The sequence below is a fragment of the Sutcliffiella sp. NPDC057660 genome (assembly GCF_042800035.1).
Lineage (GTDB): Bacteria > Bacillota > Bacilli > Bacillales > Bacillaceae_I > Sutcliffiella_A.
Genome location: NZ_JBHVHV010000012.1, coordinates 72,879 through 98,427 on the forward strand (window position 1 = coordinate 72,879; position 25,549 = coordinate 98,427).

Consider the following 25,549-nt stretch of genomic DNA (forward strand, 5'->3'; position numbering starts at 1 on the left):
CATTTAAAAATTTCAAGGGGGAGTTAAACGTGAAGCAAAAGTCATTATTACTTATCGCTTTAACATTGGTGCTTTCATTGTTCTTAGCTGCTTGTTCTTCCAACACTACGTCGAACAACAACAATAACAATGCACCTGCAAACAACAACGGTACAAATTCTGGTGACAAAGAAGAAGAACCGGCTGAAAGCAATGAGCCAGTACAAGGTGGAGACCTTGTAATCGGTTCTACTGGTAACCCAACTCTATTCAATACTCTTTTCTCTGCAGATACTGCATCTTCTGCGATCGAAGGTTTCGTTTACGATTCTCTAGTTGGCGGAAACACTGAATTCGAACCTGAATTATCAATGGCTGAGAGCTGGGAGCCTTCTGAAGACGGTCTAGTTCACACAGTTAAATTAAAAGAAGGTTTAAAATTCCATGACGGCGAAGCTGTAACAGCTGAAGACGTTAAGTTCACATTCGAAATTCCTTTACATGAAGACTATGATGGTCCTCGTGCTAGCTCTTTCGAAAAAATCACTTCTGTTGAAATCGTAGACGATCTAACAGTTAAGTTCACTTTAAGCGGTGTAGCTCCTGATTTCCACATCACTTTAAGCTACGGTATCCTACCACAGCACATTCTTGGTGACGTTCCTGTTGCTGAAATGGGTGAGCATGAGTTCAACAGAGCTCCTATCGGTTCTGGTCCATTCAAATTCGTTGAGTGGGTTGACGGACAATATGTAAAGGTTGAAGCTTTTGATGATTATCACGAAGGCCGCCCTTACCTTGATACACTTACTTACAAAATCGTAACTGACGGTGACCAATTGTTAACTCAATTAAGCACTGGAGATGTTCAGTATTCACTTGTTCCTTCTACTGACCTAGAAACAGTTAAAGAATGGGAAGGTCAAGGGAAATTGAAGATCGAATCCGGTCTTGCTCTTTCTTACACTTACCTAGGATACAACCTACGTAACCCATTATTCCAAGACAAGTCTGTACGTCAAGCTTTAACTCATGCAATCGACAGAGAGACTATCGTATCTTCTGTAATGAACGGTGACGGAGAAGTAGCTCACTTCCCTGAGTCTCCACTTAGCTGGGCATATGATGATTCCGAAACTCCTAAATTCGAGTACGATCCTGAAAAAGCTAAAGAAATGTTAGCTGCAGCTGGATGGACTCCTGGTGCTGACGGAATCCTTGAAAAAGACGGACAAAAATTCTCATTTGAATTAAAAACGAACCAAGGTAACAAAGTTCGTGAAGATATCGCAGTTGTTGTTCAACAACAATTGAAAGAAGTTGGAATCGAAGTTAAGCCAAACATCATGGAATGGTCTGCATTCTTAGCGGATGTTAACCCTCCAGCATGGAAATTCGACGCTATCATCCTTGGATGGAGCTTAGGAACTGATCCAGATCCATCTGGTATCTTCCACTCTAAAGAAATTGAAGAAGGATTGAACTTCATCAACTACTCTAACCCTAAAGCCGATGAGCTTATGGACAAAAACTTAAGCACTATGGATCAAGAAGAGCGTAAAGGCTATATCGTTGAAGTTAACAACATTATCGCTGAAGAACAACCATACACGTTCTTGTACTATCCAAACGTACACCGTGCGATGCCTGCAAACTTAGAAGGTTATGTTTTCCACGCGAAAGATGACTTCTACAAGGTTAATGAATGGTGGTTAAAGCCTGCTAACTAATAGTTACAGGTAGTATTGGAGGGGAGGGAGCAATCCCTTTCCTCTTTTCATGAATTTGACAGTAATATCAGGGCATGCCGGATGGAGCTCTGATAATCATATAATCCCTGACACGTTTAACTCCGCTTAAAGTAAAGACAGAAAAGGAGAATCAGCTATGATCTCATACATTATCCGCCGTTCTTTAATGGCTATTCCCTTGCTTATTGGTATCACGATATTATCCTTCGCCATTATCCAGATGGCGCCAGGCGGACCATCTTCCCTGATGATGGACCCAAATATAAGTAAAGAGGACCTGAAGAAATTTGAAGAGAAATACGGTTTGAATGATCCAGTACATGAACAGTACATCAAATGGGTAGGCAACATGGCCCAGGGTGATTTTGGAACTTCTTTGATCAAACGGGGTGTACCTGTAAGTGAAATGATTATGAACCGTCTACCTAACACATTGCTGCTGATGATTGTTTCTACAGTTCTCGCAGTAATTATCGCAGTGCCATTTGGGGTAATTTCCGCTAGAAAACGTTATACATTGACAGACTATGGTGTCACCGTCACATCATTCATCGGGTTGGCTACCCCGAACTTCTGGGTAGGTCTGATCCTTATCATGGTATTTGCTGTTCAATTAGGATGGCTGCCTACTGGTGGAGTTGCGACACTGAATGCCGACTTCAGCATCATGGACCGTATCAAGCACTTGATCATGCCGGCATTTGTACTTGCAAGTGCGGACATGGCAGGTCTTACCCGTTATACTCGTTCAAGTATGATCGAGGTATTGAGCCAGGATTATATGCGTACAGCACGTGCTAAAGGTTTAAGAGAAAAGAAAGTTGTGTATAAGCATGGATTACGAAATGGGTTAATTCCTGTTATCACAATATTCGGGCTAATGCTCCCATCCTTTATTGGTGGTGCAGCAATTACGGAAAGAATATTTAACTGGCCAGGGATTGGTTTGCTATTTCTCGAATCCGCCTTTCAACGTGATTATCCTGTCATTATGGCCTTAACTGTAATTTCAGCGGTCTTAGTAGTTATCGGCAACCTGATTGCAGATATTCTCTATGCAGTCTTTGACCCGAGAATCGAATATTAGGAGGGGGAACATCGATGCAAACACAAACATCGCCTCAAAACAATACTAACCTGTCGTTAGACCCCAATTTAAAAGCTAAACCGGACACATTAACGAAGATTATGTTCCGCAAGTTTTTGAGAAATAAACTTGCTGTCATCGGAGCAGTTATTTTAGGAATTATCATGTTTGGTGCACTATTTGCTCCATGGATTACTTCTCATCCTTATGAGAATCAGAATTTGCTGAACAAGCTCCAGTCACCTGGTGCAGAGCATTGGTTGGGTACAGACAGATTTGGTCGTGACGTTTTTGCCAGAATGCTATATGGTGCAAGAATTTCCTTACTTGTAGGATTTGCATCAGTAATAGGTTCAATAACAATTGGAACAGTGGTAGGTGCTATCGCAGGTTATTTTGGAGGATTTATTGATTCTATTCTAATGAGGCTGGTAGATATAATTCTTTCCATTCCGACATTATTCTTGCTAATCACACTCGTAACAATTTTTGATCCAGGCATCGATAAACTAATTCTAATCTTTGCCTTGACTGGTTGGACAAGTACAGCACGTCTAGTGCGTGGAGAATTTCTATCACTTAGAACACGGGAATTTGTTCTTGCATCTAAAACAATTGGTACAAGAAGCTATAAAATTATTTTTGCACATATCCTGCCGAATGCTCTTGGCCCAATCATCGTATCTGCTACACTCGCGGTAGGTGCAGTAATTCTTGCAGAGTCTGCATTGAGTTATTTAGGTTTGGGTATCCAGCCGCCAACACCAAGTTGGGGAAACATGCTTCAGGATGCACAGAACTTTACGATCATGCTTAAGCACTGGTGGTATCCATTATTCCCAGGTTTAGCGATCCTATTGACAGTACTAAGCTTCAACTTTATCGGTGACGGCCTTCGAGATGCGCTGGATCCAAGAATCAACGAATAAAGAAAAGTCAAGATGAACTCTTGACTTTTCTTTTTTTTGCAAAAAATCGGAAAAATCGCCTGTTTTAATAGGAAAGTGTCATCATCCCAATACGCAAACATAAACTAGTAGTACAAGAATGGACAAGGAGTTCGTTGATTATGAAATATGACGATTTATCAATGAGTGACGGATGATGATAAGAGGCTTTTTCTTTTTATGTGGTTTTGGTATGGCAGTTTCCGGAGGGATCAGTATCCTGGCCTATTTGAATCTTTTTGCCACAGGCAGCAGTATAGAAGAGTTTCTTCAATTTATACTTTTACGTCCAGAATGTTATCTGCTTCCAATTGGAATAGGTACTGTAACCTGGACACTCTTTGCGTTGCAAAAGAAGAGGCCGACATTCATAGAAAAAGACTGAAATGGAAAAATATATGGCTTATATGGAATAATTTTGCACCTCACTGCCCATACTGTTGGATAAATAAAGAGTAGATGTGAAGTGAGGGGTATGATATGTTGTATCTTCATGACGTATGGGTAAATTGGTTTGAAGGAGAAGAAAACGGATATAATGTTTGCCATTTTCACGAATGGAGAAAAGACGATATTGTGGAACTGCTAGATCAGGTACCATTATTAAAAGTAGAGTCTGTTCTATTCAACTACATTGAAAACGACCTCCAAGAGCTGCCTCCATCTTTACTAGAAGAGATTTTTCAAAAAAGCTATATCAGGAAAAATCATGAGCGGATTCAGTTAGATTATTGTTTTGTTGTAACAGATGGGAAAGGGATTTTAGCTGTGGATACAATCGGATATAACATTCCGATCAGAAAAAGCAGATTGATTCCTAGACAGGAACAATTAGTATATGACATGGTGGAAAGCCACGATTATTCGGTGTTTGCCTTCTCGGCCAGCACTAAAACGGAGAAGGACTATCATATTTTATCACCATCACCGGAGATTATGAACGGGCTGACCCGCAAGGAAAGACAATTGAAACAGCTGCTATTTATGGCGCTTGATCAGCTAAGGTCGACGAGCAATGTTGCTGAAGTCCGCTACTGGTATACAGAGTGGAATCCATTGCACTATAGGGAGATTCAAAGAATGACTTTTGAAGAAGTCTGGACACAATTATTTGAAGAGACCAGGGATGGATGGTCCTTGAAGCATCAGCTCTTCTGTGAATCATTAGTAAAAGGACAACCATTCTTTGAAAAGCTGTGGGAATTGGAGCAACACCCAAAAGTGAATTAATTGTTTCCGAGGGAATAAAGAAAAGAGTAGAAGGTGCATGAACACCTCCTACTCTTTTTGTTTATCTTCTTTTCTTTCTACCTAATCCCATTGCATTTTCTATTTTTGCTAAAGTTTTCATGGCCACACGATTTGCTCTCTCCGCACCTTCATCAAGGATGATATCCAATTTATCGGATTCTATTAAGTCATAGTATCTAGTTTGAATTGGCTCCAATGCGTTTACTACCACTTCAGCAAGGTCACCCTTGAACTCGCCATATCCTTTTCCTTCATAATAAGTTTCCAGTTCCTCGATTGATTTATTACCAAGAATAGAATAAATGGATAAGAGGTTGGAAACACCTGGTTTGTTTTCCTTATCAAATTTTACAATTCCTTCAGAATCCGTCACTGCACTTTTAATCTTCTTTTCCATTTGTTTTGGTGTATCAAGCAAGGAAATGAATGATTTTTGGTTAGGGTCTGATTTGCTCATTTTCTTGGTTGGCTCTGTCAAAGACATGATGCGAGCGCCGACTTTAGGGATTTTCACTTCCGGAATGGTTAAAATCTCACGGTACTTCTTATTGAACCTTTCGGCCAGGTCACGAGTCAATTCAAGATGCTGCTTCTGATCTTCCCCAACAGGCACAAGGTCTGTGTTATAGAGTAGAATATCTGCCGCCATCAATGGCGGATACGTTAGTAGACCAGCAGTTACGGCCTCTTTTCCAGCGGATTTATCCTTAAATTGAGTCATGCGCTCCAACTCACCGATGTATGCAACACATTGCATCATCCAGCCCAGTTGTGCATGTGCAGGGACTTCCGATTGGATGAACAATGTCGCCTTCTCTGGATCAAGTCCGATAGCAACATACAGGGCGGCGAGTTTTCGAATACTTTTTCTAAGTTCTGTTGGATCTTGATGAACAGTGATCGCATGCTGATCTACAATGCAGAAATAACTGTTATATTCATCCTGTAATTCAATAAATTGCTTCATTGCCCCGATGTAATTTCCCAATGTAACATTGCCGCTCGGCTGAATGCCGGAAAATATTGTCTTCATATTGACTCCTCCAATGTAAAATTAGTTAAAAATCCATACAAAAAGGCCCATTCATCCCAAAAAAAGGGACGAATGGACCGTGGTACCACCCTTATTATTTCATGCAATAATTTGCAGAAATCACTTGACCCTGTAACGTAAGGTAACGTCTTCGCCTACTCATTTCTTTTCAGCTAGATGCTCAAAAGTCCATTCCTGAACGTTAGTTGTTTGTTCCCACCACCCACAAACTCTCTAAAAACTAAACTGATCAGTACTACTCTTTTTCATTGCATTTTGTAATAAATTGTACTTTATTATAGCTTAATTATTGGTAAATATCAACTATTATAATACACGAATAAACCTAAAAGCATACAAGTAAAAAGAGTGGATGCCCCGATAACCATCGGGAAAATGTTTATTGGATCAAGTAATTCGGAAGGATTTCTCATCTCTGTCGCAAGGTCCTCTTCCAATTGCTTATCAGCCTGTTTAGAAGCAAAGATTTTTCTGAATCCATAGGTAATTCCGTCAAAAAATCCTTTTTGAGTGACTAAGATGAGCAGTGAAAAGAATAGGGTACTTCCGGAAAAGAAGAACGATGTATTAATAAATACAAGTAAAGAGAAAGTACCATAATAGAAATATCCGGCACATAAGGTTAATGACAAAAGAATCAAAAAGTAGATGGCCGCGGATTTAAATGTCTTATTCATAATTCCTCCTAAATAAGTTGCTAAATTGTATTGTAAAGAAATGAATAGAATATGACAAATTTAAAGAGACTATAAAAGGTATAACCTGTAAAAACATGTTGTAAAATTATTGCAATGTTTGTAAAGATATTGCAATAAAACGAACAGAATTAATGCTTTATTTATAGGTCTAAAGAACTATTTTTGTAATGATAATAGTTGAAAAATTAGTATTTTGTAAATTTGTTGTTAAAATAATGAATGCACAATGTTTAGAAAACTTGTATAATAAAAATCGTTACCTCGAATTACTCACAAAATTCGACACATTTCTTATGGGGGGTCAAGTAAATGAAAAAGTCAAAATTTTTACTTCTTTTAGCGCTTTCACTTGTACTTAGTGCATTTTTAGCTGCTTGTGGCGGAGGAAACTCAAGCCAAAACAATAGTGGAAAAGGTGAAGAACAACCACCTGCTGGTGAAGGTGAAGCAACTGGACCACAAGTACTTAATGTTTTAGATTCTGCGGAAATTCCTACAATGGATACTGTTAAAGGAACAGACGCAGTAGCTTTCAACGTAATGAACAACGTTTTTGAAGGTCTTTACAGACTTACCGAAAATGATGAAGTGGTTGAAGGTATCGCAAAAGAACATAAAGCAAGCGAAGATGGACTTGTTTACACATTTACACTACGTGAAGATGCAGTTTGGTCCAATGGTGACCCTGTAACTGCTAAAGATTTCGTTTACGGTTGGCAGCGTGCTGTAGATCCGACAGTTGGATCCGAGTATGGGCCATATATGATGAATGGCAAAATCAAGAACGCTGAAAAAGTATCTGCAGGAGAACTTCCTTTAGAAGAGCTTGGCGTTAAAGCAGTTGATGATTACACACTTGAGGTAACATTAGAGCAACCTGTTGCTTATTTCGAATCTTTAATGACATTCCCGACTTTCTTCCCGCAACACCAAGGTTTTGTTGAAGAGCAAGGTGAAAACTATGCTCTAGAAGCAGAAAACCTAGTTTACAACGGACCATTCGTTCTATCCAAATGGGAGCATGAAGTAGGCTGGACAATGACGAAGAACGATAAATATTGGGATAAAGACACTGTAAAATTAGATGAAATCAATGTAAAAGTAGTTAAAGAAGTATCCACTGGGGTTAACCTTTATACTGCTAAACAAATTGATATCTCACCTGGTTTAACTTCTGAGTTTGTTGAATTATACAAAGAAGATCCGAACTTGATTCAATACTTAGAGCCAACAATCTTCTGGTTTAAGATGAACCAAACAAAAAATGAAGCATTAGCTAACCTAAACATCCGTAAAGCACTATCTATGGCTTTCAATAAAGAAGATCTTGCAAAAGTTGTATTGAACAACGGTTCTGTACCTGCTAACTTCTCTGTACCAGTTGAATTCGTTCAACACCCTGAAACTGGTGAAGACTTCCGTGAAAAGTACGGCGACTTCAACAAATTCGATGCTGAAAAAGCAAAAGAATTCTGGGAAAAAGGTCTTGAAGAGTTAGGAACAGATGCAGTTACAATCGAAATTCTTGGTGGAGACACTGAAACAGCGAAAAACATGCAACAATATCTTCAAAACCAATTTGAAACGAACCTTCCAGGTTTAACAATCAAATTGAAAGAAGTACCATTTGCACAACGTCTAGATCTAGATTCAGCGATGGACTATGACATGCAATTAGCTGGTTGGGGTCCTGACTACCTAGATGCAATTTCATTCGCAAACCTTTGGATCACTGATGGTGGAAACAACAAAATGGGTTACTCCAACCCTGAGTATGACAAGCTTTTAAATGATGTAATGACTACTTATGCGAACGATCCTGTAAAACGCTTCGAAGCTATGCAAGAAGCTGAGCGCATCCTTCTTGAAGAAGATGCTGCGATTGCACCGATCTACCAACGTGGTACTACAAGATTATGGCAGCCATACGTGCAAAACGTATACAAACATAACTTTGGTCCAGACTTCAGCTACAAGTGGGCTTACATTACCGGAAAAGAATAATAAAGTTATTTCAGTATAAAATTATTACTTCCAAACTTCAGAAAAAGAGAGTATATTGAAATATATACTCTCTTTTTCCCTGTAAACAAATTGTCGAATTATAGGGAAAATTATAGATAGTTTGATTATTCTTACTTTTTTAGGAGGTGCAAAAATGACTAAGTATTTATTGCAGCGTATTCTCTATATGATCATCACCTTATTTCTAATCGCTTCATTTACATTCTTCTTGATGAAACTAATGCCAGGTACTCCTTTTACCATGCAGGAAAAAATGACAGAGGCCCAAAAAGCAATCCTATTTGCCAAATATGGTCTTGATGATCCTGTCCCAGTGCAATATGCAAAATATATCCTAAGTCTAGCACAAGGGGATCTTGGTATTTCCTTTCAATATGACAACAGAAGTGTTACCGATCTGATCATGCAGCGTATCGGACCTTCTGCACAATTAGGTTTCCAGGCCATGCTGGTTGGAACAATCATTGGTATCTTCCTTGGTGTGGTTGCAGCGTTAAGGCAAAACACATGGGTGGATTACGGTTCTACAGTATTGGCGGTATTGGGTAAATCCATTCCTTCTTTCGTTTTTGCAGGATTATTACAATATTATATTGCAGTAAAATTAGGATGGTTCCCGGTAGCCTTTTGGAATGGCTGGGAATATACCGTACTCCCTACAATTGCACTCTCCATGTTCCCGATTGCCATAGCTGCACGCTTCATGCGTACAGAAATGATCGAAGTCTTGGGATCTGACTATATAACGCTTGCAAGAGCAAAAGGTGCATCTTCTTTTGATATCGCATTCAAACATGCTTTGCGAAATGCACTCATTCCAGTGGTAACCGTACTTGGGCCACTTGCGGTAAGTTTAATGACAGGTACGCTTGTAATCGAAAAAATATTTGCAGTACCAGGATTAGGGGAACAGTTCGTACGATCCATCACTACGAACGATTACCCGGTTATCATGGGAACCACGCTTTTCTTTGCTGCACTTTTCATTTTGATTGTACTGATTGTTGATATCCTATATGGAGTCATCGATCCGCGTATCCGTTTGGCAGGAGGTAAAAAATAATGAATAATAATTATGAAAAACTTCCTAAAGATCTATTTGAACCAGCAAAGCAAGATCCAAACAGAGGCGAGAAAATCTCAAAACCAAGTTTAACCTATTGGCAGACCGGTTGGCTGAGATTAAAGAAAAACAAAGCCGCAATCGTTGGTGTTTTCATTCTTTTCTTAATCACGTTCCTAGCGATCTTTGGACCATTTATGAATAGCCATGGGTTCAATGATCAAGACCTGATGAGAGCCAATTTGCCGGCCAAGGTTCCTGGAATTGAAAACCTTGGAATCATGGATGGTACAAGAAATGGTGTAGATATTTATGAGCAACGAGGCGTCACGGATTATTTCTGGTTCGGAACTGATGGTTTAGGTCGCGATTTATGGACAAGGATTTGGGAAGGAACCCGGGTTTCAGTCTTTATCGCTTTATTGGCAGCATTGATTGATATGGTGATCGGGGTTGCATATGGTGGAATCTCCGCATATTATGGCGGCCGCGTCGATAATATCATGCAACGTATCATCGAAGTATTGATTGGTATTCCTAACCTTGTAATCGTAATACTGATGATACTTGTCATGGAGCGGGGTATGTTGGCAATCATCATCGCCCTCACCATAACCGGTTGGGTCGGAATGGCCCGGGTAGTCCGGGGACAAGTATTAAAGCTGAAAGGCCAGGAGTTTGTTTTGGCATCGAGGACACTCGGTTCATCTGATAGAAAGATTATTACAAAGCACTTACTGCCTAACGTAGTAGGGGTAATTATCATAAACACAATGTTCACAATCCCAAGTGCGATCTTCTTTGAAGCATTCCTAAGCTTCATTGGTTTAGGGCTGCAGCCTCCTATGGCTTCCCTTGGTACGTTGATTGAAGATGGATATAAATCGTTACAGATTTTCCCACACATCATGATCTATCCTGCAATAATCATCAGTATGCTGATGATAGCATTCAACCTTGTTGCAGACGGTATGCGTGATGCATTAGACCCTAAAATGAAGGACTAGTTTAAAGGCAGGTGATATGAACATGGAAAAAATACTCGAAGTAAAGAACTTACACGTTTCATTTGATACATTCGGTGGGGAAGTAAAAGCAATTCGTGGCGTTAACTTTGATTTGAAAAAAGGGGAGACGCTAGCGATTGTTGGGGAGTCCGGTTCTGGAAAATCGGTTACAACAAAAACCATTATGCGACTATTGCCAAAAAATAACTCCCATATCAAAAATGGTGAGATTCTGTTTGACGGAAAAGACCTTTCGAAGCTTTCCGAGAAAGCGATGCAAGGAATTCGCGGAAAAGATATCTCGATGATCTTCCAAGATCCGATGACTTCACTTAACCCGACGATGACTGTTGGAAAACAGATCATGGAGGGAATTATCAAACATCAGAAACTAAGCAAAAGTGCAGCAAAAGAAAAAGCGATCGACCTATTGCGTTTAGTAGGTATTCCGATGCCGGAAGAACGCTTTAAGCAATATCCGCACCAATTCTCAGGTGGGATGAGACAGAGGGTTGTTATTGCAATATCCCTTTCCTGCAACCCAAAAGTATTGATTGCCGATGAGCCGACAACTGCACTGGATGTAACCATACAAGCACAGATTCTTGACTTGATGAAGGATCTTCAGCAAAAGATCGAAACCTCCATCATCTTTATTACACATGATTTAGGTGTTGTAGCTAACGTAGCAGATCGTGTTGCCGTTATGTATGGCGGTCAGATTATAGAAATGGGGACCGTGGATGAAATTTTCTATAACCCACAGCACCCGTATACTTGGGGCTTGTTGAGCTCCATGCCTGATCTGGAGCTTGGAGATGACGCGGAACTTTATGCAATTCCAGGAACTCCGCCAGATCTGACAGACCCACCAGTGGGTGATGCATTTGCAGCACGTAATGAATTTGCGATGCAGATTGATTTAGAAATGGAGCCACCGATGTTCCAGATTTCAAAAACTCACTTTGCGAAAACATGGCTATTGCATGAAGACGCGCCAAAGGTTGAACCGCCGCTGGCTGTTCAAAAACGCAGACGTCACATGCCTAACAATTTTGATAAGCCTGTTATGATAAAGGACGGTGAATAACAATGGCCACTAGTGAAAAATTATTGGAAATCCGTAATTTGAAACAGTATTTCAATGAAGGAAAGCCTAATATGGTTCGCGCTGTGGATGGATTGAATTTTGATATCTACCGTGGTGAAACACTAGGACTTGTTGGGGAATCCGGTTGTGGTAAATCTACAACGGGCCGCACCATCATCCGCCTTTATGATGCTACAGATGGTGAAGTATTGTTTGAGGGCGAAAATGTCCACGGCAAAAAATCAAAAAAAGAACTGTTGAAGTTCAACCGTAAAATGCAGATGATTTTCCAGGATCCTTATGCTTCATTGAATCCAAGAATGACGATTGCTGATGTTATCGCAGAAGGCATCGACATTCATGGGCTTGCTAAGAACAAAAAGGAACGCATGCAAAAGGTTTACGATCTTCTGGAAACAGTAGGACTAAACAAAGATCACGCTGGTCGATATCCTCATGAATTCAGTGGTGGTCAACGCCAACGTATCGGTATAGCCCGAGCATTGGCTGTAGAGCCTGAGTTCATCATTGCGGATGAACCGATTTCTGCACTGGACGTTTCCATCCAGGCACAAGTTGTCAACCTGATGAAAAAGCTGCAAAAGGAAAAAGGATTAACGTATCTTTTCATCGCCCATGACTTGTCGATGGTAAAATACATCAGTGACAGAATCGGTGTTATGTATTTTGGGAAAATCGTCGAGCTTGCTGATAGCAATGAGCTTTACAACAACCCGATTCACCCATACACCAAGTCTCTATTATCCGCTATCCCTCAACCGGATCCTGATTCCGAGCGCACTCGTAAGCGTTTTGCATACGACCCTAAAGCACACGGATATGGTGAAAACGAGGAACTTGAGCTTCGTGAAGTAAAGCCAGGACATTTCGTATTATGTTCTGAGGCAGAGTTCAAGCAGTATCAGGCAGAAAACGCTGTTGTTCAATAAATCTATAAAAAGTAACCGGTCCATATTAAGGATCGGTTATTTTTTTTCGTGGATAATCAATTAATAATAGTTCGGCATCCCTAATAAAATATACAGAAGGTTCCACTAGTATGCATCACCATTATGGTACTCTTGGATTATTTTGAGGAAATTTGCTGAAAAAGCCAAAAAGAAGACGATTTTCCTTTATAATAGAACTTACAGGAAATTGGATGAAAAGGGGGGAGAATGATGAAAAAATGGTTCGGTGGCTTAGCTGCTGCAGTGGCACTAAGTATGATGTGTTTCTCTCCAGTTCAGGCTGAAGAGGAAAGTCTTCAGGTTGGGAAGCACATGACAAAAAAAGTAGAAGTACAAGAAAAAGAATTGCCGGTATCCATGGCGAGATTCGCATTTGATTCAGGCTATGAGTTTACGTATCCTGATGCAGTGCGTGGAATTTATGTAACAGCGCACTCTGCTGGAGGTGAACGGTTTGAACGTCTGATCAATCTGCTAGATTCTACTGATCTTAATTCAATGGTTATTGACATCAAGGACGATCACGGATATCTGACGTACATACCAGAAGAGGGGTCGCCATATATGGATATTGCGCAGCCTTATATTGGGGACACTCAGGAAATGATGAAAAAGCTAGAAGAAAAGCAGATTTATCCTATCGGTAGAATCGTAGTTTTCAAGGATTCTGTTCTTGCAGAAAAGCGTCCCGATTTATCTTTTGTAGAAAATGGTCAGGTCTGGAAAAATGGAAGAGGAGAATCCTTCGTTAATCCATTCATGAAAGAGGTATGGGATTATAATGTCAATATAGCAATCGAAGCTGCAAAAATGGGCTTCCAGGAAATCCAGTTCGATTATGTACGCTATCCGGAAGGGTTCGAAAACAGGGATACGACCCTTCAATATGGCTACGGTGATTATAAAGATCTCGACCTTGATAATGTTCAAAAGCGCGTGGAAGCGGTAACGAATTTTGTGGAATACGCACGAGAAAAGCTTGAACCATACAATGTTCAGGTTTCTGTGGACATATTCGGCTATACGGCAACCCTTCCTGAAGCACCTGGGATCGGACAGAATTTCAGCCGCATCTCAGAACATGTCGATGTTATCTCATCCATGATCTATCCAAGTCATTGGACCTCCTATTTTGGAGTTGCCAAACCTGATACGGAGCCATATAAAATTATTGCAGAATACGCAAAATTTGAAAATGCCAAGCTGGATGAGCTGGAGGAACGCCCGGTATCAAGGCCATGGATCCAGGACTTCACAGCCAGTTGGCTTGGAGCAGGAAATTATATTCCTTATGGCAAGCAACAAGTGGAAGATCAGATACGAGCATTGAATGAAAATGGAATTGATGAGTTCCTTTTATGGAATGCCGGCAACACATATACTGAGGGTGTGAACTTTAAACCACTCGGAGAATAAACGGAACAAACAAAAAGCTGCCTCTCATTTTTAAGAGTGCAGCTTTTTCTTATCTATTCACTTTTTTCCGCCGCCGACGCTTTTCCAGCCTGCTTGCATGCTGGCGGATTTATCGAAGCTTTCAGAGCCTTTTTTATTGCGGCCGAACAATTTTTCACCGATACCGTTGACCAGGACACCCATTACTGCCGTAATTGCTATAATCAGCGTAGCTACAAGTCCAAAATCAATAAAGTATTCAATCACACTGACATCCCCTTTGCCTTATGTATAAATACATCCTGCTTCTATTGTAAATTATGACTATCATAAAAGAAAGAGGGTATATTAACGTTGAGGTAAGTTTATGTATGTTATGCTTAAGTAGGAGAAAGAAAAGGATCTTTCGTAAAGATTGTTGTTTTTAAGTATAGGATGGGCTAAAGATAAGGTGTCAATATTAAACTCCCTGTTGGTCTCCGTTCCAGGCGGCAGCGATCGCGGGCGGCCTCGGGAGCCTCCTCGGCGCTTTGAGCCTGCGGGGTCTCCCTTGACACGCTGCTCCCGCAGGACAAGGAAGGCTCCGGCAGCGATACATCGCACGCAGAAAATGCTTGCATTTTCAAGGAGTCTCACGCCTTGCACTCCAACCAACAGGGGTGACTCAAAGTATAATATTTGCCTTCCTAAAGTTTGAAAAATTGGACATTGTCTTATTTTTTTTTCAGTAGAGCAAATAATGTTAAAAAACTGAGTTGATTGTAGCGGAGGACACTTGACTCCTGCGGGAAAGTAGAGGACATGGGAGACCCCACAGGCGAAGCCGAGGAGGCTCCCATCCGTCCCCGGGGAATCTTGTGTCCGGAGCGGAAATCAACGGGCTGCATTTAATGCTATTTAACAATAATGAATGCGAAAACAGCCAAAGAAAAAGATGAAAGGGGATCAGTATAAAGAGATGAATTGGTATGAAAAATTAAATCAATATTTTCCGGTAGAAGAGATGAAATCAAAAGAGCATATGGAGCTTTTGTTAAAAGAAAAAGGGCATATGTACCATAAGGATGAAGGCGAGCATCATGTTTTGATGTATGCAGAATTTGACCAGTTTATTTTTATCGACTATCTGTTTGTATCAAAGGCATCGAGAGGGCAGGGACTAGGCCATAAACTCCTTGAAAAGCTGAAAAGGAAAGGGAAGCCGATCATCCTGGAAGTGGAGCCGGTTGACTATGAAGATACGGATACCGAAAAAAGGCTGAAGTTTTACAAAAGGGAAGGCTTTGATCATGCATCCTCCATCGGATATAGCAGAAGATCCTTGGCGACAAATGAAGTAAATCAGATGGAGATACTGTATTGGTCACCGAACAACCAGGACGAGGCGGCAATCTTTGAGGGGATGAAACAGATGTATGAACAGGTTCATACATACAAGGACAAGGAGCTGTACGGAGAGTCCTATGAAACGGTCGATAAAGTGTTGAGTTTTGACGAAGAGGATAATGGTGATAATAACATACTTTCCAAACTTTAATCATAAGTACATAGAACCAAAAAAGTGCTTCCAAATCGGAAGCACTTTTTATTGTGTCTCTTCATATGCTTTTTTCATGAGCGCTACTATTACTCGATATCCTTGGTCATTTGGGTGGATGTCATCCTTTTCTATATGGGTGAGGTCCACTTCTTTGTTGACGAATTCTTGATAAGGGTCTATGAATAGCGTGGATTCTGAAGCCAGTTTTTTTACGGCTGCATTGAATTTAGGTGCATATTCCTTACCAAGCTGATGAAGGGGATGACCAGAAGGATACGGGTTGTATAGTCCAATCAGCAGGATGGTGGCTGTCGGATTTATTTCCCTTACCATTCCATAGGTTTCCTTCAAGGAAGTTTCTAATAACTGCATATTAAAATCCAACTGCTCCTCCTCCGGGTCAGGCTGGGACCGGACAGTCTGTAAAAAGTTGTTCCCGCCAATGGAGATGGAAATGATATTTGCGGTTTTTAGTCGGTTCCTAAGCCCTTCATCCCCTGAAAGCAGTGCGAGAAGTCCAGTCGAAGTCAATCCTGGGATACCATAGTTTTCTACTTTGACAGTATTATCTTTTCTCAGATACTTTGTAAATTGGGGCACAAATCCATGGATGCGCAAGTAGTTCTCTTCAGATGAGCCGAGACCTGCAGTCAATGAATCCCCTAATGCGATATAAGTCAACTGTTTAGGAGACTCCGCTGTTGCAGGAGGGTACATGAAGAAACTGCCGAGTATCAGAAATGCAGTCAGCAAAAATTTTCTGCCCATCGTTATGTCATCCTCTCTACAAGACACAAAAGTTTATATCTCCGCTTTTTCCAATTTCTTCGCTTGTCTTTTTTCTTTAAATCTATCCAAAAGGTAGTACAATACCGGAATAAGAACCAGTGTGATTAAAGTGGCAAAGCTTAGTCCGAATACGATGACAATCGCCATCGGCTGCTGTATTTCCATCCCTTCCCCGATTCCCAATGTAAGAGGGATCAATCCTAATATCGTGGTAAGGGTGGTCATCAGGATGGGACGGATCCGTGTTGGTCCGGCTATTAAAATAGCTTCGACAGTGGAGTTCCCATCTTTCTTTAACAAGTTGACGTAATCCACGAAAACAATCGCGTTGTTCACCACTATACCGGTAAGAATGAGCATCCCAACCAGGGACCCAACCCCAAGTGGCTGGAAAGTAACTAACAGCCCCACGATAATTCCGATAATGGTAAGCGGAACTGAAAACATGATGATAAAAGGATAATAGTAAGATTCAAACTGTGCAGCCATTACCATATAAACCAGTACGACAGCAAGCGCAAGTGCCCCTCCCAATTTGAAGAAAGCGTCATTCATCTGCTCATCCTGTCCGCCGATGGTAATTTTGTATTGTTTGGTGGGAATATAGACATTTTCTTTTAGTGTCTTCTCAATATCATCCACCACACTGCCCAGATCGCGGTTCACAATATCAGCATTTACTGTTATTTCACGTAGGCGGTCGGTTCGGTTTATCTGACTTGGACCTTGTCCCCGGCTTACTGATGCAACGGCTTGAAGCGGAATATTTTCCCCTGTTGGTGTACTGATGAGCAGGGTTTCCAAATCTTGAATGGAGCTTGTGTACGTGTCCTCGATTGTCAGCCGGATATCCAGCTCTTCCCCTTCACGGGCCATTCTGGATGCCACAACGCCCCTTGTTGCACTGGATACGGCCGAGGCGATCTGGGCACTTCCAACTCCGAACTGACTGGCCTTGACCCGGTCAATGTCGACGACTATTTCCGGATTGCCCTCTGTGTAATTGGAGCTCGGCTCTCTGATCCCTTCAATATCGGATAAAAGCGTAATGGTCTGATCCGCCATACCTTTTAATGTATCAAGATCAGGTCCAGTAATGCTAAGGGATACAGGGTTTTGCGAGATACCTGAGTCACCGGAGGATATGGAAATTTCCACTCCGGGAATGTCCTGCAGCAGCACTCTGATTTCATCTCCGACCTCTGTATCAGACCTGTTCCTTTCACTCAAGGGTACAAGCAAAATACTGTAATTAGCCCTGTTTGATTGTGTACCGGCAGAAACAGAGAAGTTATCAGTTCCACCGACCGTAACAAAGGAAAGGTCAATCTCTTCTATCTTTTTCAGTTTCTGATCGATATCCTCCATCACACCGTAGGTAGCATCAAGCGAGCTTCCTTCCGGCAACCGCGCTGTCATGGAAATAAAGCTTTGGTCCTGCTGAGGTAAAAATTCTTTTCCGATAAACGGTGTACCAAAAAGGGAAGCCACCAGGAGCAATAATACTAGTGATATCGTTTTCTTCGGATGCTGGAGGGCCTTATGTAGTACGTTTCTATACCATAAAGAAAACGAGCTGAATCTTTCTTCGAATCGCGAGCTTTTCTTATTGACTTTTAATAGTAGGGATGAGAACAAAGGTACTATAATCAAAGCTGTGAACAAAGAAGCTAAAAGCGAGAACGATACAACAAGTGCCAAAGGTTTGAATAGCTGTGCAGCCAATCCGTCGACAAAAACGATCGGTAAAAATACAATGACGGTAGTAAGAGTGGAGGCTATGATGGCAGGTCCGACCTCACTTGTCCCCTCGATTGCCGCATCTTTTAATGAATACCCTTTCTGCCTTAAACGATATATATTCTCCAGAATTACAATTGCGTTATCCACCATCATTCCAATTCCCAATGCCAACCCGCCAAGCGTCAAAAGGTTAAGCGTCTGGCCGCTGAAGTACATAAAGATGAACGTGGTCACTATGGAAAGGGGGATGGAGAACAGGATAATCAGCGTACTTCTCAAGTTTCTTAAGAAAAAGTAAAGAACAAGAGCTGCGAGCAGGCTTCCGAGGATCATGTTGGAAGCTACAGCACGAATGGACTGTTCGATAAACTGACTTTGGTCAAAGATTGGCTTAATTTCAACGCCTTCAGGAAGCGTTTCCTTGATTTCTTCCAATTTCTTATTGATATCATTGGCCACTGTAACGGTATTGCTTCCCGACTGCTTCAGGATGGACATCCCTACAGCAGGCTCTCCGTTCAGATAGCTTAACTGAGTGGTAGGCTGAAGTGTTTCCTTTACTTCACCAAGCTGATCGAGTTGGACGATCCCCTTAGAGGTCGGGATAGGGAGCGTCTGAATATCAGTGATAGAGCCATATTCCCCCGTAATCCGGATAGGCAGATCCTGGTTCTGATCGGTTAAAGCGCCACCAGGAAGATTCAAGTTTTCCGATGAGATGATTTGCTGCAACTGATCAATGGAGATTCCAAAGGTGGAAAGTGTATTCGGGTCCAAGGTGACACGAACTTCACTTTCTGCACCGCCCTCGACTGATATGGAGGCGATTCCATCCACGCTATTCAGTTCAGGTTCGATTTCCTCTTCTGCCAGCCTCTTCGCTTTTACCATTTCACCTGAAGGGTCTGTAATAGCTAGCTGTACAATGGGTAGGTCACTTGGATTAAATCTCAGAACTCGCGGCAATTGGGCACCTGGAGGCAAAAAGTCCCTTACAGAGTCGATCCTCTCGCGCATATCAAGCGATGCAAAATCCATATTGGTTCCCCATGTGAAAGCAACCAGGACCAGTGAGCCGCCAGTTCTTGATATTGATGTCACAGATTCAACATTCGGCAAAGTGCCCATTGCATTTTCAATAGGAGAGGAAATCAAATTTTCGATTTCCTCAGGTCCAGCGCCTTCATAGGTAGTCGTGACGGCCACTATAGGGAAGGTCAATTCAGGGAATAAATCGACCGTCATGCTCCTCATACTGACAGCGCCGAGTATGAGCATAAGCACAATCACCATGCTCATCGCAATTGGTCGTAGTACAGATAGCTTTGCAATTTTCATAAAAGTTGCTCACTCACTTTTTTTCTGAAATATCAGTGCCGTCTTTTAACCGTTCTTTTCCGTCAACGGCGACTTTCTGTCCTTTTATCAGGCCTTCGATAATCTGAATCATTTCTCCATCCCGAAAACCGGTAGTAACATCACGGCGCAATGCTTTTCCGTCTTCTATCAAATAAACATAGGGGGTGGCCTCTTCATATAATATCGCATCATTCGGGACGACAATCTGTGCATCGAGATTATCAACCGACACATATGCGGTAGCACGCATTCCGCCTTTAATGAACTGCTCTGTGTTGCTTACAGGAATGATGACCGAAAACATATTAGTCTGCTGATTGACGGTCGGAGAAACAGTTTCTATCGCTGATTCATAAGAATCCGATAGTCCTTCAAAAGAAATGGTGACTCTCTGTCCAGCCTGTAATTTTGAAACCTGATAGCTGTTTACTTGAAAAGTCGCAGATATGTTGTCCTGTCTGATGATGGTTCCGATCGGAACGTTGGGAGCGGCAATTCCATCTTCCACTACATTAAGCTCCGAAACGATGCCGTCTATCGGACTTGTGATGCTGGCAGCTTCAGCAAGCTGTTCTGCCTGTTTCAGACCTTGGCGTGCCTGATTTAACTGTGCTTCAATCTCTACAGTATTAAAGGAGGGCATTTGCTGAGCCTGGCTCGCTGCTGTGGAGAGCTGGGCTTGCTTTAACATCACTTCCATCGTGCTTTGGAGTAGATCAAGGGAAGTGACAGCGCCTGTTTCAACTCCATCTAAAAGTGCTTGAGATTTTTCTAAAGATTGGTTTAATTCCCCCTGCAACTTGGGTATATCAGTTAAAGAGGCTTGACTTTCAGCAGCCTGTTGCATTTCTTTCATTTTAGAGAGGGCATTTTCCAATTCCGACACTGCGTTTTGGGCCTGAGTCACCTGCTCATTGGCAGCTGTAGGATCCAATGAAACAATTAAATCGCCCTTTTTGACTATATCACCAATTTTCACATGAACCTTTTCAACGGTCAGGGGGGAGGTAGTGAGGAGTGGCACTTGGGTCTCAGGTACTGCCATTCCAACTAATTCAATGGTATTGCTAATGTTTTGTTCAATGACTTCTGCGACCGAAACAGGTACTTTGTTAGATTCCGTGTTTTGACTCGTAATCTCTTTTTGACTGCAGGCTGTCGAAAATACTAGCAAAAAAATTGCAGGAAACAACCATGTTTTTCTCAAATTCTTTCACCTCATACTTATCATGTCTAAATATAAAACTAACATGTATTTGAAACCCTTACAATTCCTAACTATCCGAGCCAAAAGGAAAGAGCACATTTGTTAACAAAATGTGAACAGGTGAAAAATGATGAGAATTAACCTCATTTAAATGAAACTTTTCGTCACTCTTATACGTCATATATAAGAAGAAAAGTTGTACAAGTAGGTAAAAAAAGAAATTCTACGAAAAAGCGAACATGTTGTGACAACTTGTCTAACTTATAAAATACTGTACCTTTTTACACCTAAATCGTGTATAATACTTAATAGAAATTCCTTTTTTATAGTAATTTCAAATTGAGAGTGATTCACAATTAGAATCCTACAGCATGTTCTTTTTCGAATAAATTAAGAATAAAAGGAGAGGGAAAGTTCATGGTAACCTTATATACATCTCCAAGTTGTACGTCTTGCCGCAAAGCGAAAAATTGGTTAGAAGAGCATAGCATTCCATATACAGAAAGAAATATTTTCTCTGAGTCTTTATCCATTGATGAGATCAAAGAAATCCTTCGCATGACGGAGGATGGAACAGATGAAATCATTTCTACAAGATCAAAAATCTTTCAAAAGCTGAATATCAATGTGGAGGCCATGCCTCTTCAAGAATTATATTCTGTCATAAAGGAACATCCTGGTCTTTTAAGACGACCGATTATCATTGATGAAAAAAGATTGCAAGTAGGATATAACGAAGATGAAATTCGCCGCTTCTTACCAAGAAAGGTAAGAACGTTCCAGCTGCGAGAAGCTCAACGCTTGGTTAACGGCTAATAGAACAATAAAAAAGCTTCTACATGATTCAAATGTAGAAGCTTTTTTAACTATTCCAGCCTGTTTTCTTCTGAATGACTGCAACCGCAAGCACGCTTATTGTCAATATAAAGGGAAAGGCAGTTCTCCAACTTTCCTGATGGATCAATATTTGGATTACCGGTTCATGTATTATCATTTTTCCTGCAGTAAAACTAAGAATGCTTGCCCCAAAATAGATAATAATAGGATATTTATCCATTACCCTTAATATAATTTTACTCCCCCATATTATTATCGGGACGGATACAACCAAACCGATGACCACAAGCAGAAACTGACCGTGGGCGGCCCCGGCAACGGCCATTACATTATCGATTCCCATTATGATATCCGCCATTACGATGGTTCTGATTGCAACTCCCACAGAAGTACTACCTGTAATCATCTTCGACTCGTCTTGTTTTTTCAGGAGATTGATGGCAATGTAGACCAATAGGACACCGCCTACAAATTGCAAAAATGGGATGGCAAGCAAGTATACTGCACCAATGGTGATAAGTATCCGAAAAATGATGGCCAAAAAAGTTCCGGTGACTATTGCCTTATTCCTGTATTGCTCTGGAAGGTTCCTGCATGCCAATGCAATGATTATTGCGTTGTCACCTCCAAGCACAATGTCTATGCCTATGATGATCAATATGGAAGTTATCAGCTCCAAATCCACACTATCGCCCCTTCTTGTGTCCCTTTCCTCTATAAATATAGTGAGGCTTGTCTGGATTTATGACTTAATCTTGGACTTGAATCAGGCGGTTTGTGGGTGTGGGAAGCGTAAAGTAGGCAGATGAACGATTTTTAAAAATATGAGCTTTTTTATTTCCATTCTTCCTTTTTTTATCATAAAATAAGAGTACAAGGTATTCCATCTTTGCATAGGATATAGGTTTACGGGCTGTGTGAAATGGATAAATTGTAACAAAGGCTAAAAAGTTTCGAGGAGGGTCCCTTCCAAGGAAAAACGGAGGAAAATGAGAAGCGGACAGTATAGAGGATAGCTTATCTCATGCTTGTACAAGGGTTATGAGGTTCGTGTAATGATGAGCGCTGATCATTTGCCTAATCAGAAGGGAGTGTTGTTAGATGGAAATCGAACGAATTAATGATCATACGGTAAAATTTTATATTTCATATGGTGATATAGAGGAAAGAGGCTTTGACCGTGAAGAAATCTGGTACAATCGTGAAAGAAGCGAAGAGCTTTTCTGGGAAATGATGGACGAAGCCCACGATGAAGAAGATTTTATGGTGGAAGGGCCATTGTGGATACAGGTACAGGCTCTTGATAAAGGCTTGGAGGTAGTTGTGACAAGAGCTCAGCTTTCCAAGGACGGGAAGAATTTTGAGGTTCCTGTTTCCGATGACAAAAAAATCGATATCCCTGTGGATGAGCGAATAGAAGCGTTGATCGATCAGCATTTCAATTCCAACCCTAAAGTGGATAATAAAGATGATAAGCTCGAAGAAGAAACAGATCTATTGCAGTTCATGATCCGTTTCAAGGATCTTGAATATATTATTTCTGTCAGTCATCGTCTGCAGCACTTGGAGAATTTAAGTAATAGCCTTTACTTTTATGAAGGCAGCTATTATTTATATGTTGATTTTTCCAGTGAGCATTATACGGATGAGGAAATAGATAATGTGCTTAGTGTTCTCCTTGAGTATGGGGATGAGTCGGCAATGAGCATCCACCGTCTCCAAGAGTATGGTTCCGAAGTTGTGAAAGATACTGCAATGAAAGAAATGACCATGCATTTTCCACTTAAATAAAAAGACCGATTTCACTTTGTTGAAATCGGTTTTTTTTCCAGACAGATAGATGTACTTAGGGAGATGAAGTTTGTTGAAGAATACAGTTAGGGTTTCTGTTTTTGTTTTGGCGGTAGGAGCTGTACTATTTGCCACCCAGGGAATATGGGAAGGGTGGCTGCTAGGTTCGATATCTGTACTTTTTACGATTAGCGTCGTCTTTATTGGATTTTTAATATCATTGGAGAACCGGCATCCTACTAGAACCCTGACGTGGCTGGTTGTCCTCGGCAGTTTTCCGGTATTGGGATTTTTCTTTTATCTCCTGTTCGGACGCAATGTAAGAAAGCGGAGACTGTTTCAGAGGAAGGCTCTATTGGATAAGGAAGCGATAAGGGAAATTGAAGGGGAACGAATCTATACCAAGGAAGACATCGCTTTATTGGGAGAAAGTAAAAGAAGCATTTTCCGACTATCACAAAACATCGGAAGAAGTCCCATTTCCTTTCAAACGGATACCGAAGTGCTGACAGATGGCGATCGGACCTTCTCGAAAATCCTGGAAGAGATTAATAAGGCGAAGCACCATATTCATTTGGAATATTACATAGTGAAAAATGATGAAATAGGCAATCAAATCAAACAATTGTTAATGGAAAAAGCAAAATCAGGCGTATATGTGCGTTTCCTTTTTGATGCAGTGGGCAGTCTGGGTCTTGGCAAATCGTATTTGAAAGAATTGCGTGAAGCCGGTGTGGAAATCGTTTCTTTTTCACCGGTTGCATTTCCAGTTTTCAACAATAAAGTTAATTTCAGAAACCACCGTAAAATAATTGTGGTTGATGGAGAGGTCGGCTTTGTCGGCGGCCTTAACATTGGGGATGAATATCTGGGAAGGGATGAATATTTCGGCTATTGGCGGGATACCCATCTGTTCGTAAAAGGGGAGGCAGTCCGTACGCTGCAGTTGATATTTCTGCAGGACTGGTACTATGCAACCGATCAGTCATTGCTGACCCCGAGTTACTTGACACCAACCTTAACTGAGAGAAATCATGGCGGGGTACAGATGATAGCCGGCGGACCGGATCAGGAATGGGAAGTAATAAAAAGCCTGTACTTTTCCATGATTACCTCGGCTCAGAAATCAATCTGGATTGCCTCTCCATATTTTGTTCCGGATGATGATATTTTCACAGCCCTGAAAGTTGCAGCGTTAAGCGGCTTGGACGTCAGGCTTCTGGTTCCGAAACGGCCCGATAAACGAATCGTCTATTATGCCTCCCACTCCTATTTTCCAGAGATGATGGAAGCAGGGGTGCAGATCTATGAATATGAAAAAGGCTTCCTGCATAGCAAAGTCGTGATAGTGGACGATGAAATCGCCTCGATCGGAACGGCAAATATGGACATGAGGAGCTTCCACCTGAACTTTGAAGTGAACGCATTTCTATATAATACGGAAAGCGTATTATCTTTGGTGGAGGATTTTGAAAAGGACCTTCTCGAGAGCAACCCGATCGTGAAGGGTGTGTTTGCCAATCGGCCATTCTACCAGAAAGTCGCGGAATCCTTGGCAAGACTTGCTTCACCACTACTATAATATTGGAGCTTGAGGCTGTCCGAAAGTGACTTGATTTCACTTTTGGGCAGTTTTTTTTGTTTGGGGCGGGTGGGGTGGAGCGGCAGCGACCTGAAAAGTGTCTCATGGGTTTGAATGAAGGGCTTTTTGAGATAGGTATGGCAGTGAAAAGCTCATCATGACTTTGATGAAGGGCTTTTTGAGTTAGGAAAGGTAGTGAAAAGCTCATCATCGCCATGATGAAGAGCTTTTTGAGATAGGTATGGCAGTGAAAAGCTCATCATTGCCTTTATGAAGGGCTTTTTGAGTTAGGAAAGGTAGTAAAAAGCTCATCATGACTTTGATGAAGGGCTTTTTGAGATAGGTATGGCAGTGAAAAGCTCATCATTGCCTTTATGAAGGGC

The 25,549-nt window shown here is 41.3% G+C and carries 22 protein-coding genes and 1 other annotated feature; of the genes, 15 read left to right on the forward strand and 7 right to left on the reverse strand.

The window, feature by feature from the left end; translation table 11 throughout:
- Nucleotides 1-29 precede the first annotated feature (29 nt).
- The 5 genes from ACFVAD_RS15080 (at nucleotide 30) to ACFVAD_RS15100 (ending at nucleotide 4,994) form a co-directional block, all read left to right on the forward strand.
- Nucleotides 30-1,709 carry a peptide-binding protein gene (locus ACFVAD_RS15080; protein ID WP_386641630.1) on the forward strand — a complete coding sequence of 560 codons (1,680 nt, stop codon included), beginning with the start codon at nucleotides 30-32 and terminating at the stop codon, nucleotides 1,707-1,709.
- Nucleotides 1,710-1,866: 157 nt separating this feature from the next.
- Nucleotides 1,867-2,817, forward strand: a complete 951-nt coding sequence (locus tag ACFVAD_RS15085) for an ABC transporter permease (protein WP_386641632.1) — start codon at nucleotides 1,867-1,869, stop codon at nucleotides 2,815-2,817.
- A gap of 14 nt (nucleotides 2,818-2,831) precedes the next feature.
- Nucleotides 2,832-3,746, forward strand: a complete 915-nt coding sequence (gene opp4C, locus ACFVAD_RS15090) for an oligopeptide ABC transporter permease (protein WP_386641635.1) — start codon at nucleotides 2,832-2,834, stop codon at nucleotides 3,744-3,746.
- A gap of 175 nt (nucleotides 3,747-3,921) precedes the next feature.
- The gene (locus ACFVAD_RS15095) at nucleotides 3,922-4,149 is read left to right on the forward strand and encodes a YuzI family membrane protein (RefSeq protein ID WP_483887612.1); all 228 of its coding nucleotides are present in this window, start codon (nucleotides 3,922-3,924) and stop codon (nucleotides 4,147-4,149) included.
- Nucleotides 4,150-4,244: 95 nt separating this feature from the next.
- Entirely contained in the window at nucleotides 4,245-4,994 is a 750-nt protein-coding gene (locus tag ACFVAD_RS15100; RefSeq protein WP_386641640.1) for a YjbA family protein, read from the forward strand.
- A 61-nt stretch (nucleotides 4,995-5,055) separates the two neighbouring features.
- Here ACFVAD_RS15100 and trpS read toward each other — a convergent pair whose 3' ends face one another.
- Nucleotides 5,056-6,048, reverse strand: coding sequence for a tryptophan--tRNA ligase (gene trpS / locus ACFVAD_RS15105; RefSeq protein WP_386641643.1), 993 nt, complete (start codon nucleotides 6,046-6,048; stop codon nucleotides 5,056-5,058).
- Between the two features lie 61 nt (nucleotides 6,049-6,109).
- Nucleotides 6,110-6,327: a binding site (T-box leader), on the reverse strand.
- A gap of 41 nt (nucleotides 6,328-6,368) precedes the next feature.
- Entirely contained in the window at nucleotides 6,369-6,746 is a 378-nt protein-coding gene (locus tag ACFVAD_RS15110; RefSeq protein WP_386641646.1) for a DUF3899 domain-containing protein, read from the reverse strand.
- A 330-nt stretch (nucleotides 6,747-7,076) separates the two neighbouring features.
- On the opposite strand from ACFVAD_RS15110, the gene ACFVAD_RS15115 reads away from it, so the two are divergent.
- From ACFVAD_RS15115 to ACFVAD_RS15140, 6 genes are all read left to right on the forward strand, one after another.
- On the forward strand, nucleotides 7,077-8,771 hold the full coding sequence (locus tag ACFVAD_RS15115) for a peptide ABC transporter substrate-binding protein (protein ID WP_386641648.1): 1,695 nt from the start codon (nucleotides 7,077-7,079) through the stop codon (nucleotides 8,769-8,771).
- A gap of 154 nt (nucleotides 8,772-8,925) precedes the next feature.
- Nucleotides 8,926-9,855 carry an oligopeptide ABC transporter permease gene (gene opp3b / locus ACFVAD_RS15120; RefSeq protein WP_386641650.1) on the forward strand — a complete coding sequence of 310 codons (930 nt, stop codon included), beginning with the start codon at nucleotides 8,926-8,928 and terminating at the stop codon, nucleotides 9,853-9,855.
- The gene (gene opp3C / locus ACFVAD_RS15125) at nucleotides 9,855-10,862 is read left to right on the forward strand and encodes an oligopeptide ABC transporter permease (RefSeq protein WP_386641653.1); all 1,008 of its coding nucleotides are present in this window, start codon (nucleotides 9,855-9,857) and stop codon (nucleotides 10,860-10,862) included. The genes opp3b and opp3C overlap by 1 nt, the downstream gene beginning before the upstream one ends.
- 22 nt (nucleotides 10,863-10,884) lie before the next feature.
- Nucleotides 10,885-11,952: an ABC transporter ATP-binding protein gene (locus tag ACFVAD_RS15130; protein WP_386641656.1), complete on the forward strand. Its 1,068-nt coding sequence runs from the start codon at nucleotides 10,885-10,887 to the stop codon at nucleotides 11,950-11,952.
- A 2-nt stretch (nucleotides 11,953-11,954) separates the two neighbouring features.
- A complete protein-coding gene (locus ACFVAD_RS15135; RefSeq protein WP_386641659.1) occupies nucleotides 11,955-12,902 on the forward strand; it encodes an ABC transporter ATP-binding protein in 948 nt (315 codons plus the stop codon).
- Nucleotides 12,903-13,130: 228 nt separating this feature from the next.
- Entirely contained in the window at nucleotides 13,131-14,339 is a 1,209-nt protein-coding gene (locus tag ACFVAD_RS15140) for a putative glycoside hydrolase (protein ID WP_386641662.1), read from the forward strand.
- 57 nt (nucleotides 14,340-14,396) lie between these two features.
- On the opposite strand, the gene ACFVAD_RS15145 is transcribed toward ACFVAD_RS15140, so the two are convergent.
- Nucleotides 14,397-14,585: a hypothetical protein gene (locus tag ACFVAD_RS15145; RefSeq protein ID WP_386641664.1), complete on the reverse strand. Its 189-nt coding sequence runs from the start codon at nucleotides 14,583-14,585 to the stop codon at nucleotides 14,397-14,399.
- Nucleotides 14,586-15,276: 691 nt separating this feature from the next.
- On the opposite strand from ACFVAD_RS15145, the gene ACFVAD_RS15150 reads away from it, so the two are divergent.
- Nucleotides 15,277-15,855 carry a GNAT family N-acetyltransferase gene (locus ACFVAD_RS15150; RefSeq protein ID WP_386641666.1) on the forward strand — a complete coding sequence of 193 codons (579 nt, stop codon included), beginning with the start codon at nucleotides 15,277-15,279 and terminating at the stop codon, nucleotides 15,853-15,855.
- A gap of 48 nt (nucleotides 15,856-15,903) precedes the next feature.
- On the opposite strand, the gene ACFVAD_RS15155 is transcribed toward ACFVAD_RS15150, so the two are convergent.
- From ACFVAD_RS15155 to ACFVAD_RS15165, 3 genes are read right to left on the reverse strand one after another with little or no spacing between them, the layout of a single operon-like run.
- Entirely contained in the window at nucleotides 15,904-16,626 is a 723-nt protein-coding gene (locus ACFVAD_RS15155; protein ID WP_386641668.1) for a GDSL-type esterase/lipase family protein, read from the reverse strand.
- A 33-nt stretch (nucleotides 16,627-16,659) separates the two neighbouring features.
- Nucleotides 16,660-19,728 (reverse strand): efflux RND transporter permease subunit, encoded by a 3,069-nt coding sequence (locus ACFVAD_RS15160; protein WP_386641670.1) that lies wholly within the window; start codon nucleotides 19,726-19,728, stop codon nucleotides 16,660-16,662.
- 13 nt (nucleotides 19,729-19,741) lie between these two features.
- Nucleotides 19,742-20,956 (reverse strand): efflux RND transporter periplasmic adaptor subunit, encoded by a 1,215-nt coding sequence (locus ACFVAD_RS15165; RefSeq protein ID WP_386641673.1) that lies wholly within the window; start codon nucleotides 20,954-20,956, stop codon nucleotides 19,742-19,744.
- 417 nt (nucleotides 20,957-21,373) lie between these two features.
- Here ACFVAD_RS15165 and spxA point away from each other — a divergent pair, with 417 nt between their 5' ends.
- The gene (gene spxA / locus ACFVAD_RS15170; protein WP_386641675.1) at nucleotides 21,374-21,772 is read left to right on the forward strand and encodes a transcriptional regulator SpxA; all 399 of its coding nucleotides are present in this window, start codon (nucleotides 21,374-21,376) and stop codon (nucleotides 21,770-21,772) included.
- Between the two features lie 46 nt (nucleotides 21,773-21,818).
- Here the strand turns inward: spxA and ACFVAD_RS15175 are convergent, their stop codons facing one another.
- Nucleotides 21,819-22,478 carry a TerC family protein gene (locus tag ACFVAD_RS15175; RefSeq protein WP_386641678.1) on the reverse strand — a complete coding sequence of 220 codons (660 nt, stop codon included), beginning with the start codon at nucleotides 22,476-22,478 and terminating at the stop codon, nucleotides 21,819-21,821.
- Between the two features lie 416 nt (nucleotides 22,479-22,894).
- Here ACFVAD_RS15175 and mecA point away from each other — a divergent pair, with 416 nt between their 5' ends.
- Both mecA and cls read left to right on the forward strand, forming a co-directional pair.
- The gene (mecA, locus tag ACFVAD_RS15180; RefSeq protein WP_386641680.1) at nucleotides 22,895-23,584 is read left to right on the forward strand and encodes an adaptor protein MecA; all 690 of its coding nucleotides are present in this window, start codon (nucleotides 22,895-22,897) and stop codon (nucleotides 23,582-23,584) included.
- Between the two features lie 73 nt (nucleotides 23,585-23,657).
- Nucleotides 23,658-25,166, forward strand: coding sequence for a cardiolipin synthase (gene cls, locus ACFVAD_RS15185; protein WP_386641683.1), 1,509 nt, complete (start codon nucleotides 23,658-23,660; stop codon nucleotides 25,164-25,166).
- Nucleotides 25,167-25,549 lie beyond the last annotated feature (383 nt).

Coding starts and splice junctions, on each gene's coding strand:
- ACFVAD_RS15085 (WP_386641632.1), top strand. CDS start 1,867: ATGATCTCATACATTATCCGCCGTTCTTTAATGGCTATTCCCTTGCTT.
- opp4C (WP_386641635.1), top strand. CDS start 2,832: ATGCAAACACAAACATCGCCTCAAAACAATACTAACCTGTCGTTAGAC.
- ACFVAD_RS15095 (WP_483887612.1), top strand. CDS start 3,922: ATGATAAGAGGCTTTTTCTTTTTATGTGGTTTTGGTATGGCAGTTTCC.
- ACFVAD_RS15100 (WP_386641640.1), top strand. CDS start 4,245: ATGTTGTATCTTCATGACGTATGGGTAAATTGGTTTGAAGGAGAAGAA.
- trpS (WP_386641643.1), bottom strand. CDS start 6,048: ATGAAGACAATATTTTCCGGCATTCAGCCGAGCGGCAATGTTACATTG.
- ACFVAD_RS15110 (WP_386641646.1), bottom strand. CDS start 6,746: ATGAATAAGACATTTAAATCCGCGGCCATCTACTTTTTGATTCTTTTG.
- ACFVAD_RS15115 (WP_386641648.1), top strand. CDS start 7,077: ATGAAAAAGTCAAAATTTTTACTTCTTTTAGCGCTTTCACTTGTACTT.
- opp3b (WP_386641650.1), top strand. CDS start 8,926: ATGACTAAGTATTTATTGCAGCGTATTCTCTATATGATCATCACCTTA.
- opp3C (WP_386641653.1), top strand. CDS start 9,855: ATGAATAATAATTATGAAAAACTTCCTAAAGATCTATTTGAACCAGCA.
- ACFVAD_RS15130 (WP_386641656.1), top strand. CDS start 10,885: ATGGAAAAAATACTCGAAGTAAAGAACTTACACGTTTCATTTGATACA.
- ACFVAD_RS15135 (WP_386641659.1), top strand. CDS start 11,955: ATGGCCACTAGTGAAAAATTATTGGAAATCCGTAATTTGAAACAGTAT.
- ACFVAD_RS15140 (WP_386641662.1), top strand. CDS start 13,131: ATGATGAAAAAATGGTTCGGTGGCTTAGCTGCTGCAGTGGCACTAAGT.
- ACFVAD_RS15150 (WP_386641666.1), top strand. CDS start 15,277: ATGAATTGGTATGAAAAATTAAATCAATATTTTCCGGTAGAAGAGATG.
- ACFVAD_RS15155 (WP_386641668.1), bottom strand. CDS start 16,626: ATGGGCAGAAAATTTTTGCTGACTGCATTTCTGATACTCGGCAGTTTC.
- ACFVAD_RS15160 (WP_386641670.1), bottom strand. CDS start 19,728: ATGAAAATTGCAAAGCTATCTGTACTACGACCAATTGCGATGAGCATG.
- spxA (WP_386641675.1), top strand. CDS start 21,374: ATGGTAACCTTATATACATCTCCAAGTTGTACGTCTTGCCGCAAAGCG.
- mecA (WP_386641680.1), top strand. CDS start 22,895: ATGGAAATCGAACGAATTAATGATCATACGGTAAAATTTTATATTTCA.